Annotated in this window: 15 protein-coding genes (1 of these 15 only partly in view); 8 read left to right on the plus strand and 7 right to left on the minus strand. The window is 57.4% G+C overall.

Annotation, left to right across the window (positions count from 1 at the left end):
* Together AC1MEA_RS04175 and aptA are read right to left on the minus strand one after the other, a co-directional pair.
* Positions 1 to 1,392 carry the 5' portion of a CoA-acylating methylmalonate-semialdehyde dehydrogenase gene (locus tag AC1MEA_RS04175; protein WP_322177693.1) on the minus strand. The gene continues 102 nt to the left of window position 1, outside the view, so the window shows 1,392 of its 1,494 coding nt (coding positions 1-1,392); it begins with the start codon at positions 1,390 to 1,392; the stop codon falls past the left edge of the window.
* 67 nt (positions 1,393 to 1,459) lie between these two features.
* Positions 1,460 to 2,806, minus strand: coding sequence for an omega-aminotransferase AptA (gene aptA / locus AC1MEA_RS04180; RefSeq protein ID WP_480916849.1), 1,347 nt, complete (start codon positions 2,804 to 2,806; stop codon positions 1,460 to 1,462).
* 125 nt (positions 2,807 to 2,931) lie between these two features.
* Here aptA and AC1MEA_RS04185 point away from each other — a divergent pair, with 125 nt between their 5' ends.
* From AC1MEA_RS04185 to AC1MEA_RS04200, 4 genes are all read left to right on the plus strand, one after another.
* Positions 2,932 to 3,852 (plus strand): LysR family transcriptional regulator, encoded by a 921-nt coding sequence (locus AC1MEA_RS04185; RefSeq protein ID WP_219062570.1) that lies wholly within the window; start codon positions 2,932 to 2,934, stop codon positions 3,850 to 3,852.
* A 182-nt stretch (positions 3,853 to 4,034) separates the two neighbouring features.
* Positions 4,035 to 4,700 (plus strand): TetR/AcrR family transcriptional regulator, encoded by a 666-nt coding sequence (locus tag AC1MEA_RS04190; RefSeq protein WP_480916851.1) that lies wholly within the window; start codon positions 4,035 to 4,037, stop codon positions 4,698 to 4,700.
* Positions 4,701 to 4,753: 53 nt separating this feature from the next.
* Positions 4,754 to 5,347 carry an IMPACT family protein gene (locus tag AC1MEA_RS04195; protein ID WP_480916853.1) on the plus strand — a complete coding sequence of 198 codons (594 nt, stop codon included), beginning with the start codon at positions 4,754 to 4,756 and terminating at the stop codon, positions 5,345 to 5,347.
* Between the two features lie 504 nt (positions 5,348 to 5,851).
* A complete protein-coding gene (locus AC1MEA_RS04200; protein WP_219062567.1) occupies positions 5,852 to 6,538 on the plus strand; it encodes an SDR family oxidoreductase in 687 nt (228 codons plus the stop codon).
* 91 nt (positions 6,539 to 6,629) lie between these two features.
* Here AC1MEA_RS04200 and AC1MEA_RS04205 read toward each other — a convergent pair whose 3' ends face one another.
* On the minus strand, positions 6,630 to 7,718 hold the full coding sequence (locus AC1MEA_RS04205; protein ID WP_480916855.1) for a calcium:cation antiporter: 1,089 nt from the start codon (positions 7,716 to 7,718) through the stop codon (positions 6,630 to 6,632).
* Between the two features lie 178 nt (positions 7,719 to 7,896).
* Here AC1MEA_RS04205 and AC1MEA_RS04210 point away from each other — a divergent pair, with 178 nt between their 5' ends.
* Entirely contained in the window at positions 7,897 to 8,850 is a 954-nt protein-coding gene (locus AC1MEA_RS04210) for an adenosine deaminase (protein WP_480916857.1), read from the plus strand.
* Positions 8,851 to 8,900: 50 nt separating this feature from the next.
* Here the strand turns inward: AC1MEA_RS04210 and AC1MEA_RS04215 are convergent, their stop codons facing one another.
* Positions 8,901 to 9,602, minus strand: coding sequence for an ArsR/SmtB family transcription factor (locus tag AC1MEA_RS04215; protein ID WP_449636599.1), 702 nt, complete (start codon positions 9,600 to 9,602; stop codon positions 8,901 to 8,903).
* A gap of 616 nt (positions 9,603 to 10,218) precedes the next feature.
* A complete protein-coding gene (locus AC1MEA_RS04220) occupies positions 10,219 to 11,136 on the minus strand; it encodes a LysR family transcriptional regulator (RefSeq protein ID WP_480916859.1) in 918 nt (305 codons plus the stop codon).
* 124 nt (positions 11,137 to 11,260) lie between these two features.
* Between AC1MEA_RS04220 and AC1MEA_RS04225 the strand changes: the two genes are divergently transcribed.
* On the plus strand, positions 11,261 to 12,274 hold the full coding sequence (locus AC1MEA_RS04225) for a zinc-binding alcohol dehydrogenase family protein (RefSeq protein WP_443692684.1): 1,014 nt from the start codon (positions 11,261 to 11,263) through the stop codon (positions 12,272 to 12,274).
* Between the two features lie 96 nt (positions 12,275 to 12,370).
* Complete coding sequence (locus AC1MEA_RS04230; protein ID WP_219062561.1) at positions 12,371 to 12,550, plus strand: hypothetical protein; 180 nt, start codon at positions 12,371 to 12,373, stop codon at positions 12,548 to 12,550.
* Positions 12,551 to 12,579: 29 nt separating this feature from the next.
* On the opposite strand, the gene AC1MEA_RS04235 is transcribed toward AC1MEA_RS04230, so the two are convergent.
* Entirely contained in the window at positions 12,580 to 13,785 is a 1,206-nt protein-coding gene (locus tag AC1MEA_RS04235) for a multidrug effflux MFS transporter (RefSeq protein WP_480916861.1), read from the minus strand.
* 142 nt (positions 13,786 to 13,927) lie between these two features.
* Positions 13,928 to 14,125: a heavy-metal-associated domain-containing protein gene (locus tag AC1MEA_RS04240; RefSeq protein ID WP_480916863.1), complete on the minus strand. Its 198-nt coding sequence runs from the start codon at positions 14,123 to 14,125 to the stop codon at positions 13,928 to 13,930.
* 145 nt (positions 14,126 to 14,270) lie between these two features.
* On the opposite strand from AC1MEA_RS04240, the gene AC1MEA_RS04245 reads away from it, so the two are divergent.
* Complete coding sequence (locus AC1MEA_RS04245) at positions 14,271 to 14,654, plus strand: hypothetical protein (RefSeq protein ID WP_449636595.1); 384 nt, start codon at positions 14,271 to 14,273, stop codon at positions 14,652 to 14,654.
* Positions 14,655 to 14,666: the final 12 nt, after the last annotated feature.

A 14,666-nucleotide genomic window follows, 5' to 3' on the forward strand; every position in this document is an offset into this window, starting at 1 on the left:
GCCATAAGCATGCAGGTCGCCAAACAGCGAACGCTTCCAGCCGCCGAAGCTGTGATAGGCCACCGGTACCGGCAGCGGCACGTTGACCCCGACCATGCCGACTTCAATCTCGTCGCAGAACAAACGCGCGACTTCACCGTCACGGGTGAAGATGCAGGTGCCATTGCCATACTCGTGATCGTTGATCAGTTGCATGGCCTGTTCCAGGCTATCGACCCGAACGATGCACAACACCGGACCAAAGATCTCTTCTTTATAGATACGCATCTCCGGCGTGACCCGATCAAACAGGCAGCCACCCAGGAAGAACCCCTCCTCATTGCCCGCAACGCTCAGACCGCGACCATCGATCACCAGCTCAGCACCCGAGCTCACGCCGTCTTCTATATAGCTGCAGACCTTGTCGCGATGTTGTCCCGTGACTAACGGCCCCATATCCAGGCCACAGGTAGTCCCGGCACCGATCTTCAACGCCTTGATCTGCGGGACCAGTTTGGCCACCAATGCATCGGCGACCTGATCACCGACGCAGACAGCAACCGATATCGCCATGCAACGCTCGCCACAAGAACCATACGCAGCGCCCATCAACGCACTGACCGCATTGTCCAGATCCGCGTCGGGCATCAGCACCGCATGATTCTTCGCGCCGCCCAATGCCTGGACACGCTTGCCGCGGGAAGTCGCTTCTCTATAGATGTATTCAGCGATAGGTGTTGAACCGACAAAACTCAACGCTTTGACTTCAGGCGCTTCAATCAACGCATCCACCGCTGTTTTGTCGCCGTGCACGACGTTAAGCACGCCGTTGGGCAGCCCCGCCTCATTCAGCAGTTGAGCAATCAACAGGGTCGAACTTGGATCACGCTCCGACGGTTTGAGGATGAAGCAGTTGCCGCACACGATTGCCAGTGGATACATCCACAGCGGGACCATGGCCGGGAAGTTGAACGGCGTGATGCCCGCCACCACACCCAGCGGTTGAAAGTCGGACCATGCGTCAATGTTTGGCCCTACGTTGCGGCTGTACTCACCCTTGAGGATCTCTGGCGCGGCACACGCGTATTCGACGTTCTCGATCCCGCGCTTCAACTCACCGGCGGCGTCTTCCAGGGTCTTGCCGTGTTCTTCGCTGATCAACTGCGCGATACGCGCTTCGTTCTGCTCCAGCAATTGCTTGAAGCGGAACATCACTTGCGCACGCTTGGCCGCAGGCGTATTGCGCCAGGCGGGGAACGCAGCCTTGGCAGCATCGATCGCTTGTTGAACGGTTTCGCGGCTGGCCAAGGGGACTTTATGAACGGCCTGACCGGTCGATGGATTGAACACATCGGCAGTACGGCCGGTATCGGTAACGAACTCGCCATTGATCAGGTGCTGGATGTTGCTCATGACAGGACTCCAAAAAATACGGTCAGGCGCGATCTCGGCCGCGCCTGCTGTTTAAACCCATAGCGAATCAGTCGATCTGATTCAGCACTTCGCCGACAGCATCGAACAAGCGATCCAGGTCCTGCGGCTTGCTGTTGAAGGTTGGCCCGAACTGCAGGGTGTCGCCGCCGAAGCGCACGTAGAAGCCCGCCTTCCACAGTTTCATGCCCGCTTCGAAAGGACGCACGATGGCATCGCCATCACGGGGCGCGATCTGGATCGCGCCCGCTAGGCCGTAGTTACGGATATCCACAATGTTTTTCGAGCCTTTGAGGCCGTGCAACGCGCTTTCGAAATGGGGCGAAACCTCGGCGACTTGCTGAACCAGATTCTCCCGCTGCAACAATTCCAGCGAGGCAAGCCCCGCCGCACAGGCGACCGGGTGCGCGGAGTAGGTATAGCCGTGTGGAAACTCGACCGCATACTCGGGCGTCGGCTGGTTCATGAACGTGTGATAAATCTCGCTGCTGGCAATCACTGCACCCATCGGGATCGCGCCGTTAGTGATTTGCTTGGCGATACACATCAGGTCAGGCGTCACACCAAAGCTGTCGGCGCCGAACATCGAGCCGGTGCGACCGAAGCCAGTGATGACTTCGTCGAAGATCAACAGAATGTTGTGCTGATCGCAGATTTCACGCAGGCGCTTCAGATAACCCTTCGGTGGAACGATCACACCGGCAGAGCCCGCCATCGGCTCGACGATCACTGCCGCAATGTTGGACGCATCGTGCAGTTCGATCAGTTTGAGCATCTCATCGGCCAGCGCAATCCCACCCAACTCAGGCTCGCCGCGTGAATAGGCATTGCTGGTCAGCAAGGTATGAGGCAAATGATCGACGTCCATCAACTGGCCGAACATTTTACGGTTGCCGTTCACACCGCCCAGGCTGGTGCCCCCAATGTTGACCCCGTGATAACCACGGGCACGGCCGATCATTTTGGTTTTGGTGGCCTGACCTTTCAGGCGCCAGTAGGCGCGCACCATTTTCACCGCGGTATCCGCGCATTCGGAACCCGAGTCAGTGAAAAAGACGTGATTCAGATTGCCCGGCGTCAGGTCAGTGATTTTCTCAGCCAGCTGGAAGGACAAAGGGTGGCCGTATTGGAACGCCGGCGAATAATCCAGAGTGCCCAGCTGACGCGAGACCGCCTCCTGAATTTCCTTGCGCGAATGCCCCGCGCCGCACGTCCATAGGCCGGACAATGCGTCATAAATCTTGCGGCCCTTATCATCCGTCAGGTAACTGCCTTGCGCCGCCACGATCAGCCGGGGATCACGCTGGAAATTACGGTTTGCGGTGTATGGCATCCAATGAGCGTCGAGCTTCAATTGGCTGGCCAGAGAACTCTCGGCGGATTCAGGAAGATTCATGGATGAAAATACCTCACGGGGCGATGGGGCAGCTTATTGAGCTGTGTGGTTGCAGCTAAGTTGCCACGGGGATAAAGTCTGAAAAACCCAACATTTATAATCTTCAGTTAGACGATCACTAAACTATGAGCATCCGTCGACCCGATCCATTGGCCCAAGTCAGCGACTTTGATATTCGTTTGTTGCGTATCTTTCGAAGCGTAGTCGAGTCCGGCGGCTTCTCGGCGGCCGAAAGCGCGCTGGGCATTGGTCGTTCGGCGATCAGCCAACAGATGAGCGATCTTGAACAACGACTCGGCTTGCGCCTGTGCCAGCGTGGACGCGCGGGGTTTTCCCTGACCGAAGAAGGTCGAGAGGTCTATCAATCGTCTTTGCAGCTATTAAGTGCAGTAGAAAGCTTTCGCACCGAGGTCAACGGCCTGCATCAGCATTTGCGCGGCGAGCTGAACATCGGCCTGACCGACAACCTCGTCACCCTGCCGCACATGCGCATCACCCATGCCCTGGCCCAGTTGAAGGAGCGCGGCCCGGACGTACATATTCAGATCCGCATGATCGCGCCACATGAAGTGGAACAAGGCGTACTCGACGGGCGCTTGCACGTGGGCGTCGTGCCGCAGGCCAGCGCCCTGTCCGGGCTGGAATATCAGCCGTTGTACAGCGAACGCTCCCTGCTCTATTGCGCTGTCGGCCATCCGCTCTTCTATATGGATGACGCCGCGCTGAACGACGAACGACTGAATGCTCAGGACGCTATCGCCCCGACCTTTCGCTTGCCTGCGGACATTCAGGCGCATTACCAGGCACTCAATTGCACCGCCAGCGCCTCGGATCGTGAGGGCATGGCCTTTTTGATTCTCACCGGGCGCTATATCGGCTACCTGCCGGATCACTACGCCAGCCTTTGGGTTCAGCAAGGTCGACTGCGCGCGCTGAAACCGACAGCCCGTTTTTATGACTTGAGTCTGGCCTCGGTCACTCGCAAGGGGCGTCGCCCTCATCTGGTGCTGGAAAGCTTCCTTGAAAGCCTGGCCGCCACGCGCTGAAGCTTTTTCGGAGCCTGCGCCGTGGTGTGCAACCAACTCACTAAAGAAACCACTCGCGCAAGCCAACATGAAGCCGAAACTGAAGCCTTGGAGCATTAATTTGCGCTACTGGCTCTTGTCTGATCGTCGCGGGTGCGTTATCTGTTCTCCGCTTGCAGCCCATGATCCGTTCGGAACCGCCCATGACCTTTGAAGTCCCAGCCCATAGCGCCCAAGCCGTCGCTAAACCTGCCAGCCGCATTCGTCAGAAGAACGAAGAGGCAATCATCAAAGCCGCAGAGGACGAGTTCGCCCGTCACGGCTTCAAAGGCACCAGCATGAACACCATCGCGCAGAATGCAGGCTTGCCCAAAGCCAACCTGCACTACTACTTCACCAACAAGTTGGGGTTGTACATTGCGGTGTTGAGCAACATCCTCGACCAGTGGGACAGCACGTTCAACGCGTTGTGCGTCGACGACGATCCCGCTCAGGCGCTGAGCCATTACATTCGCGCCAAGATGGAATTTTCCCGACGCCAGCCACAAGCATCACGGATCTTCGCCATGGAAATCATCAGCGGAGGCGAATGCCTTAATGAGCATTTCAGTCAGGACTACCGCGCCTGGTTTCAGGGCCGGGCAGCCGTGTTTCAAGCCTGGATCGATGCCGGAAAAATGGACCCCGTCGACCCCGTGCATCTGATCTTCCTGCTCTGGGGCAGCACCCAGCACTACGCTGACTTCGCCACGCAGATTTGTCGGGTTACCGGTCGCGCCCGCTTGACCAAGCAGGACATGGAAACCGCCAGCGACAATTTGATCCGCATCATCCTCAAAGGTTGTGGGCTGACGCCTCCGGCTGTTTGAGCGGTCCGCTACCGAAAACAGTGGTTCACGTCGTCGATAGCTGGAACATACGCATGCCTTTTACCCTTGCTGGCCCTTGCGAATACCGGGAAGAGATTCGCAAAAGCCGCTTTATTACCCTCGCCGCCCCCATCACCAGCGCTGCCCAGGCCCAGGCGTTCATCGAGCAGCACAGCGATCTGAATGCCACGCACAATTGCTGGGCCTGGAAACTGGCCGATCAATACCGCAGCAACGACGATGGAGAGCCCGGAGGTACGGCCGGCCGGCCCATTCTGGCAGCGATCGAAGCGCAGGATTGCGATCAAGTCGTAGTGTTGGTGATCCGCTGGTATGGCGGTATCCAATTGGGCACTGGCGGCCTCGCTCGCGCGTACGGCGGTGGCGCCAATAAATGCCTGCACCAGGCCGAGCGCCTGCCCTTGATCCATCGGGTGCAATTGAGCTGTACGTGCAGTTTCAGCGAACTGGCGCTGGTCAAGGTGCGTCTGGCCGAACTGCATGGGCTGCTGGAGAACGAAACGTTCACCGCCAATGGCGTCGAATTGCACATCGCCCTGGGCCCGGAGCACATCGACATTTTGCAGCGACAACTGGCAGATCTGAGTCGCGGACGAATTATCTTGCAGCGGCACCAGGACGACTGAATCCGCGCGTGCGCACTCCCCGGTTAATTGCCCACATCTACTGTGCACCCGGCTGTGGATAAGCTGAGTACACACCTCTGCGGGCCTTGCTGCGCATGGCGTTGCGACGACTGGTTGTTTTTTGCTCAAACTGCCCATTACTGAAATAAAACCTCCTTAAAACAGAGTGTTATCGTCACTTATCGCAGTTGGGCACTTCCCGGTCACTCTTTATTCCCGCACTTTTGGCTTGCGCACAATAACTGTGGAGCAACCTGTGGATAAGCCGTGCAAGCCTGTCTCAGGCGTAGACAGATCATGGCGCGCGCTCAGCTGGTCATTTTTTGTTCAACTGCAGGAAGACAAACTCAAAGTCACCGACGCCCGTATCGCCGAACTAAACGAGTTACGCCTTGAGTTGCAACACAGCTTGGGTCAACGTTGTCCATTAAGTCCTTGAGGCTGCCATTTCCCTCTGGGCTATTTCGTCCCTGAACCACTTTTTGTGAACAAGGAGCTCGATCCATGCCGCATACCAAAACCGCGTTAATCATTGGCGCCTCCCGTGGCCTTGGCCTTGGCCTGGTGCAGCGCCTCTCCGAACAAGGCTGGCAAGTGACCGCCACGGTGCGCGACCTGCACAAAGCCGGTGGGCCACAAACGATCCCCGAGGTGCAGGTCGAAGTGTTGGATATCAATGAGCTGTCATCGTTGAATGCCTTCACCGAGAAACTGAAGGGGCAGGTTTTTGATCTGCTGTTTGTCAACGCTGGCGTCAGCGGACCAAAGCACCAGAGCGCCGCGCAAGCTACCGCCGATGAACTCGGCCAGCTGTTCATGACCAACGCCATTGCCCCCATTCGTCTGGCCGAACGAATGGTCCAGCAGATTCGTCCCGACACCGGGGTCCTGGCGTTTATGAGTTCGGTGCTGGGCAGTGTTATGTGCCCCGAAGGCAACGACATGGCGTTGTACAAAGCCAGCAAGGCCGCGCTGAACTCCATGACCAATTCCTTCGTCACACAATTGGCTGACCCGAAGCCGACAGTCCTGTCCCTGCATCCGGGCTGGGTGAAAACCGACATGGGCGGCGAAAATGCTTATATCGATGTAGAGACCAGCACCCGTGGTTTGGTCGAACAGATTGATGCCTATGCCGGCAAGGGTGGTCATTACTTCATCAACTACAAGGGCGAAACGATTCCCTGGTAATTAACTGGCCTGATGAACTTCGGCCTCGCCGCTGCTTCTACCTGAAGCGCGGCGACCCTGGATCAGCAGTGAACATGTCGTGCTGTCGGGCTCAAAGTCCCAACAACGACAGCATGATAAAGGTCGCGAACAGCACAAAGTGAGTCATGCCTTCGATGGCATTGGTTTCGCCATCATTCAGGTTGATCGCGCTGACCAAAAGCGTGATGAAGATCATCACGCTTTGCACCGGGGTCATCGCCATCTGGAACGGCTGACCGCTGTACAGCGCCATCGCCTCCATGACGGGGACGGTCAGGATCACCGTTGACAACGAGGCGCCCAACGCGATGTTTACGACGGACTGCATGCGGTTGGCCAAGGCCGCGCGCAAGGCCGTCAGAATCTCGGGTGCAGCGGAAATCGCCGCCACTAGAATTGCCGTCATGACCGGCGGTGCGCCTGTCCCTTCCAGGCCAAGGTCGACGGTTTTCGACATCACTTCAGCCAGCGCACCGATCACCACTACGCCAAAAACAAGCGTGCCGATCGAGCGCACCAAATTGATCGATGGACCCTCTTCGGCAGGCAAGTTCTTGCGCATTTTTTCAGGGTAGCTGTAGCTGAAAAAGTAACTGTGCGGCCCCACCTGCATGCGCAGAAACAAGGCGTACAGCACCACCATCGCGCCAATCGTGAACGCCGAATAAACCTTCCAGTCACCTTCGGGAATGAACTCCGGCACCACCATGGAAACGCCCATCGCGGTGAGGATCATCACACTGTACGTGCGAGCCGAATCATCGTTGTAGGACTGCTCGCCATGCTTGAGCCCGCCCATCAGCGCCGCCAGCCCCAGAATGCCGTTGATATCGAGCATCACCGCTGAATAAATCGTGTCGCGCACCAGTGTCGGTGAAGGCTCGTTGCTCATCATGATCGCCAGAATCACGACCTCGACCAAGACGGCCGACAGCGTCAGGATCATCGTGCCATAGGGATCGCCGAATTTATGCGCCAACAGTTCGGCATGGTGGGCCACGCGCATCGACGCGCAGACAATCGCCACCACCAGTGCAATCCCGCCCGCCAGCGCAACACCCTGACCGTGATTCAGTAACGCATGTTCAAAGGGGAACGCAATCAGCGCACCGAGGACAGCCAGCAGTAGAAACTTTTCATCTCTGAAATAAGTCAGCATTGGAATGCCTTGGGTCAAAAGTGTCATTGTCAGTAAATGTTTCGCGACTAACGGTAACAGCAAAAACGTTACGCCGTGGCGTCAACCGGCGAATCAGCCACGCCACGTAAAGGAAGCGATCTCAAAGCGGACATCCCTCTGTAGAATGCCGACTATCTGCACCTGATGAGAAAAGCACATGTACGAATGGCTCAACGCATTGCCCAAGGCAGAACTGCACCTGCACCTGGAAGGCTCGCTGGAACCCGAACTGCTCTTTGCACTGGCTGATCGCAACAAGATCGTCTTGCCTTGGGCCGATGTCGAAACATTGCGTCGGGCCTATGCCTTCAACAATTTGCAGGAGTTTCTCGACCTGTATTACCGGGGTGCGGATGTACTGCGCACCGAGCAGGATTTTTACGACCTGACCTGGGCCTATCTGCAACGCTGCAAGGCGCAGAACATCATTCACACCGAACCCTTCTTCGACCCGCAAACCCATACCGATCGGGGCATCCCCTTTGAAGTGGTGATCAACGGTATCGCCACTGCATTGAAAGATGGCCAGGAAATACTCGGCATCTCCAGCGGGTTGATTCTCAGCTTCCTGCGCCATTTGAGCGAAGCAGAAGCTGAAAAGACCCTCGATCAAGCGCTGCCATTTCGCGATGCATTTATTGCCGTGGGTCTCGACAGCTCAGAGATGGGCCATCCTCCGAGCAAGTTCCAGCGCGTGTTCGACCGCGCCCGTAACGAAGGCTTTTTGACGGTCGCTCATGCAGGCGAAGAAGGCCCACCCGAATACATCTGGCAAGCGCTTGACCTGTTGAAGATTCAGCGTATCGATCATGGCGTCCGCGCTATCGAAGATGAGCGGCTGATGCAGCGCATCATTGATGAACAGATCCCGCTGACGGTTTGCCCGCTGTCCAACACCAAGCTCTGCGTCTTCGACGACATGGCCCACCACAACATTCTCGACATGCTTGAGCGCGGCGTGAAAGTCACGGTCAACTCAGACGACCCCGCGTATTTCGGTGGTTATGTGACCGAGAATTTTTACGCGCTGCACAAGCATCTGGGGATGACCCAGGATCAGGCCCGACGCCTGGCGCAAAACAGCCTGGATGCACGGTTGGTCAAACCTTGATGCAAGGGTAATCGTTCCCGCGCAATAAACGCGTGGGAACGATGGGGCCATCAGGCAGCTGAGGCTATTCTGCTGATCTCACGCTGCCCGTTGGTCGAGACCTGCAAGGCGGTGGACTCATCGCTCGTGCGCAACCAGCCCAGCTGTATGAACAATTGCAGTAACCCTGCACCCAATGCGCCGCCTAAATGCGGCTTGCGCTCGCTCCAGTCGGGGCAAGCGCAAACGGTCTGGCGCTTTCGATGGGCCAGCGCAGGAACATAGATGCCGCGCTCGGCAAATTGAGCGACACCTTTGCTGGTGACTTCGATGCGCTGCTCATGTTGTTCGATCCAGCCTGCACCTAGCAGACGCTGATACAGCTCTGCCGCCAACTCTCCCCCAAGATGGTCGGAGCAAATCCGGGCACGACGTAGCGGCGAGAGCAGTGTGGGTGGAACGGGTTGCGACACACTTTTGCTGATGTGGTCGGTGCTGACCATCGACGCATTGGCCAGCGCCTCGACTGCAGTGCCGACTTCAGGCGCAGCCAGTCGGAAGAAACGCTTTCTGCCGCGCGCCTCCTGCTTCAATAGCCCGCCGGTAGTCAGTCGCGCCAGATGCGCACCTGCCGAAGAAGTGGATAGACCAGCCATCAAAGCCAGCTCGTCCGCGGGGCGGGCGGTACCATCCATCAACGCCCAAATCATTGCACTGCGCTTGGGGTCAGCCAGCAGCGCGGCAATCTGGCTAATGCAAGGTGCATATTCCATGTATTCACTCCCTGTTGAAACATTCGTCTATTGCACTGACATAGTGAACAGCAAATCGGGTTCAGCCAAGACGCTAAGCCGTCAAAACCAGGGCTGTATTTGACCTCGTACGCCCAGAACGTCATCTCGCAGCGCTTACATGCCACAACCGTTTCTGACTCAGACGCCCCACTCACATCTGCATTGATAACGCCTTGCCTGGCAGCGTCCTGCACCTCAGACCTGGCTTGACGACTTATGCGGACCTGACCGCTGGCGCCAAGTATAAGCCCAGCGCCCTGTTACGAAATGGGATTAAAACCACTGCAGAGGATTGGCCGACACGCTATAGGCAAAGTCAGACATCACCCAGGCCAACGAAAACCCGTCTCGATTTACCCGGCTGCCGTGAAAGCGGCGCTGGCCGGACACTCTCAGTCATCGTAGGAAAAGTCTGGCGTGCATCGCGAGGGAAATGCCTACGGAAAAAACACACAAAACAGGCAAAAAAATACGACCTTAAAACAGCGTTGTTTGCACTTAAAATACTTGATAATTATTTTTCTGTAGAACGCCTGCGTATCAACTGTCAGACAATTCCATTGCAACTGTAAGCCACCGCAACATGGACCTGACGTCACTTGCTGTCAGGATGTCCTTGCGCCAATTCAGAACAGCGCGACCTGAGCATCTCGCACAATAAATTGACCGGTTTACTCAGTTGCGCCCGGTGTGCACAGAGCACATTGAGCGGGGCCAGTTCCCCTTGCAGCTCCGGCATCAATAGCTTCAAGCGTCCGGCATGTACATCGGCCGCAACATCCAGCCAGGATTTATAGGCAACCCCAACACCGGCCAACGCCCACAGGCGCACGACGTCGGCATCGTCGCTAAAACGATCCCCGTGCACGGTCAAACTCATTTCACGTTTGCCGTCATGGAAACGCCAATGGTCATGCACGCGATTGCCTAGCATGAACAGCAGGCAATTGTGCTGTGCCAGCTGTTCCACATGTTGCGGTTCACCATGACGGGCCAGATACGACGGGGCGGCGCATAGCACGCGACGGTTATCCGGGACGATGGGTAACGCGATCAGGCTAGAATCTTCCGGTTCTCCATAACGCAGAGCGATGTCTACTGGCTGACGAAATAGATCGGCAATCCTGTCGCCCAGCAGCAGGCGGACCGTGAGCAACGGATGTTGGCGCTGGAATTCGTCGAGCCAGGGCAATAACACGTTACGGCCAAAATCCGAGGGCGCCGACAGCTGCAAGACGCCACTGACCTGATCCTGGCTGCTGGCCAGAAAACGCTGCCCCTCTTCCAGACTGCTCAGGGCCGCGCGGGCGTATTCGAGGAAACCCTCACCCTCGGCCGTCAGACGCAAGCTACGAGTCGAACGTGCCAACAGACGCGCGCCCAGTTGCTGTTCGATACGTTTGAGCGCAGCGCTGGCGACCGCCGCCGACATGTCCATGACCCGTGCAGCAGCAGACAGGCTGCCCAGATCGGTGGCCCGGACAAACAGTTGCAGATCATCAAAACGCAGCATCACTTGCTCGCATTATCAAAAATAAATTGAAAGAGCCTGCAGTTTTAGCGGGTTTTATCTTTAAGAGAAATAGCCAATCATCCCTCCATGCCATTTATTCAGGCTTATTTCTCAGGAGCGCCCCATGAAAGCCATCGCGTATTACCAGTCCCTGCCGATCAGTGACCCCCTGTCATTGCAGGACATCGAGCTGGCCGAGCCGGTTGCCGGCCCTCGGGACTTACTGGTGGAAGTCAAAGCCATCTCCGTCAACCCGGTCGATACCAAGGTTCGCCAGAACGTCCAACCCGAAGGCGGCGACGCCAAGGTGCTAGGTTGGGACGTGGCCGGTATCGTCAAAGCGGTTGGCAGCGAAGTGACGCTGTTTCAGCCGGGCGACAAGGTGTTCTATGCAGGCTCCATCGCCCGCGCTGGTGCCAACAGCGAGCGGCACGTGGTCGATGAGCGAATTGTCGGGCACATGCCAAAATCCTTGAGCTTCGCCCATGCCGCAGCCTTGCCGCTGACGGCGATCACTGCGTGGGAGCTGCTCTTCGAGCGCCTGCAGATTGCTGAAGGCGCCACTGACACCGGACAGCGTCTGATGATTGTCGGTGCTGCCGGAGGCGTGGGGTCGATGCTCACTCAGTTGGCCCGACAGCTCACGGGGTTGAACGTTATCGGCACCGCCTCACGACCTGAAACCGAGGCCTGGGTTCGCCAGTTGGGCGCGCATCATGTGCTGGATCACAGCAAACCGCTGAACGAAGAACTGACCCGCGCGGGTCTGCCACAGGTGACTCACGTGGCCAGCCTGACACAGACCGACCAGCATCTGGATCAGCTGGTCGAAGCCCTTGCGCCGCAAGGTCGACTGGCCTTGATCGACGACCCCAAGTCACTCGACGTCAGCAAGCTGAAACGCAAGAGTCTGTCACTGCACTGGGAGTTCATGTATACCCGGTCGCTGTTCGAAACCGCCGACATGATCGAGCAGCACAAACTGCTCAACCGCGTCGCGGAGCTGATCGATGCCGGCACGCTGAAAACCACTTTTGGTGAGCACTTCGGCACCATCAACGCCGCCAACCTGCGTCGCGCGCATGCGTTTCTGGAAAGCGGCAAGGCCAAAGGCAAGATCGTTCTCGAAGGTTTTTGATCACTTAAGACCGTCAGTCTGAGGTTTGACCTGGATCATTATCTTCGCCTGATCCAGGTCTACAATTGCAGCCTTACCAACAGGAGGAAGTCAGCAATGAAAGTCCTGGTACGTGAATCAGCAAAATCCCAAGGGGGTCCGTGGCAGGTCCGCATGGATCAGCACGTCGTGAGTTTTCGCTCTGAAGCCGAAGCACGCGCCTTCGTCAACACGCTTGAATCCCGCCTACGGGCTCCGCACAAACTACCCGAAAGTCGCCAGCAAGCCACCGGCTGAGCCAGGGCTGGCCTGCAACTCGGGCAGCCTCAGACCTGAGCCGTTTGAGCCTCACTCGCATCACGCGTGCGCTGCAAACGGCTGGTTAATACCGCGGCACTCACCGCGAAAATCCCGCACAAACTGATCACCATTGCCATGGGGACTGCGCTGCCGTCGTGCAGCACGCCCACCAGGGCGGATGCTCCTGCGGCGACACTGAACTGCAGGCACCCGAGTAACGCCGACGCACTCCCCGCCCTCGCCCACTGGCCGTTCATGGCACAGGCCGAAGCATTGGGGATGATGCAGCCCAGGCTGGCAATGCAAATGAACAACGGGATCAATAACGGCCAAAGCGCCTGAGTGTGCAGCCCGGCAATACCGAGCAAAACCAGCGCTGCCGCCAGATAAACCCAGACTGCGCGAGACAACAAAAGCGCCGGCCCGAGCTTGCCCAACATCCGCGCATTGACCTGCGCCACCAGAATGAAACCCGCCGCGTTCGCACCGAACAGCCAGCCATAGTGCTCGGGCGGCACGCCATACAACTTGATGAATACGAATGGCGAGCCCGCGATATAGGCGAACATACCCGCAATCGCGATGCCACCGGTCAAGGCGTGACCGAGAAATATCCGATCAGCCAACAACCGCCGATATTGCCCCAACGCACCGGCCAATGGATGGCGTGGATGGGCCGCAGGCATGCTTTCCGGCAAGCCCAGCGCAACCGCCAGCGAGCACACTGCACTGAATGCCGTCAGCACCAGAAAGATCGATTGCCAGCCATACAGGTTGACCAACAGGCCGCCCAGCATGGGTGCGAGAATCGGCGCCAGGCCCATGACCAACATCAATTGCGAGAAGACTTTCGCCGACTGCACGGCGTCGCACTTATCGCTGACAATGGCCCGTGACAACACCATCCCGGCGCATCCGCCCAACGCCTGAACGAAGCGCGCAGCAATCAGCCACTCGAGGGTGGGCGCAAAAGCGCACGCCAGTGATGCCAAGGTAAACAACCCGACACCCACCAGCAGCGGCACGCGCCGACCAAAGCGATCCGCGACCGGACCATAGGCCAATTGGCCGATGGACAAGCCCAGGAAATAAGACGCCAAGGTCAGTTGCACATGTTTTTCGTCGGTGCCAAACGCCAAGGCAATCGCCGGAAAACCAGGCAGATAAAAATCAATGGCCAGCGGCCCAAAAGCGCTCAAAGCGCCAAGAATCAGGATTATTCTCAGGTTCATCAGGCATCCAAAACTGTGTCCAGCGCAATTAGCTAGTCTAACCGTCCTGAATCCTTCGCGCGTCTTGATGGGAAAATTACTTCAAGATTTTTCAGTTGATCGGGCCGACGTAAAGCCGGGACACCCTCACCCGGCGCAACGTTTAAATCACCTGCACCGCATACCCTTCAGCACTGATCAGACTGATAATGACCTCCGCCGTGAGTATGCTTTCAACCCGCACTTCGCCGCTGGCCAGATCGACCTGAACATCAGCTGCCGGGTCGCTGCTCTGCAGCGCTTGGGTGATTGCCCGAACACAGTGGGCACAGGTCATACCCTGAACATTGAATCGTTGCATGTTGTTGCTCCTCGGTAAGGTTGCAGGCATGTTCAACCTTTCCATCATGGCAAGGTCAAGGCCCTGTTTTTTCTGCCGGGCTGGTATTCGTCTCGCGGCTCGGCCAAGCTGCGTCATAACCGTATTAAAAGCAGGAGTATCAGCGATGCGCTGGTCAGTATTGAGCCTAATGAGCATCCTCGGCCTATGGGCGACAGTACCCTTCGCCAACGCCGACTCGCAAGACTACGGCGTCCTGATCATTTCCCGGGAGCGACTGGAGGTGAACACCTCATGCGAGATCGGTCTGTATCTTCAGGATCAATTGGTCGGGCGTTTGTTTCAGGAAGCGTCAACGTCCTTCAACCTGGCGCCAGGCAAAACCTCTATTCGCCTGCGTCTCCTGCCCGGTCAGGTCTCAGGGTGCGCGCCAGGCATGGATGTCCCCCCGAGCATGGTCATTGAAATAAAGGCCGGCGAAGTCAGCAAATACCGGATCGCCATGGGCCCCAATGGCCTATACCTGAAGCGGGCCGCGCTGGAATATTGATCGGGGCTTGAC

The sequence above is a fragment of the Pseudomonas sp. ASL8 genome (assembly GCF_056680355.1).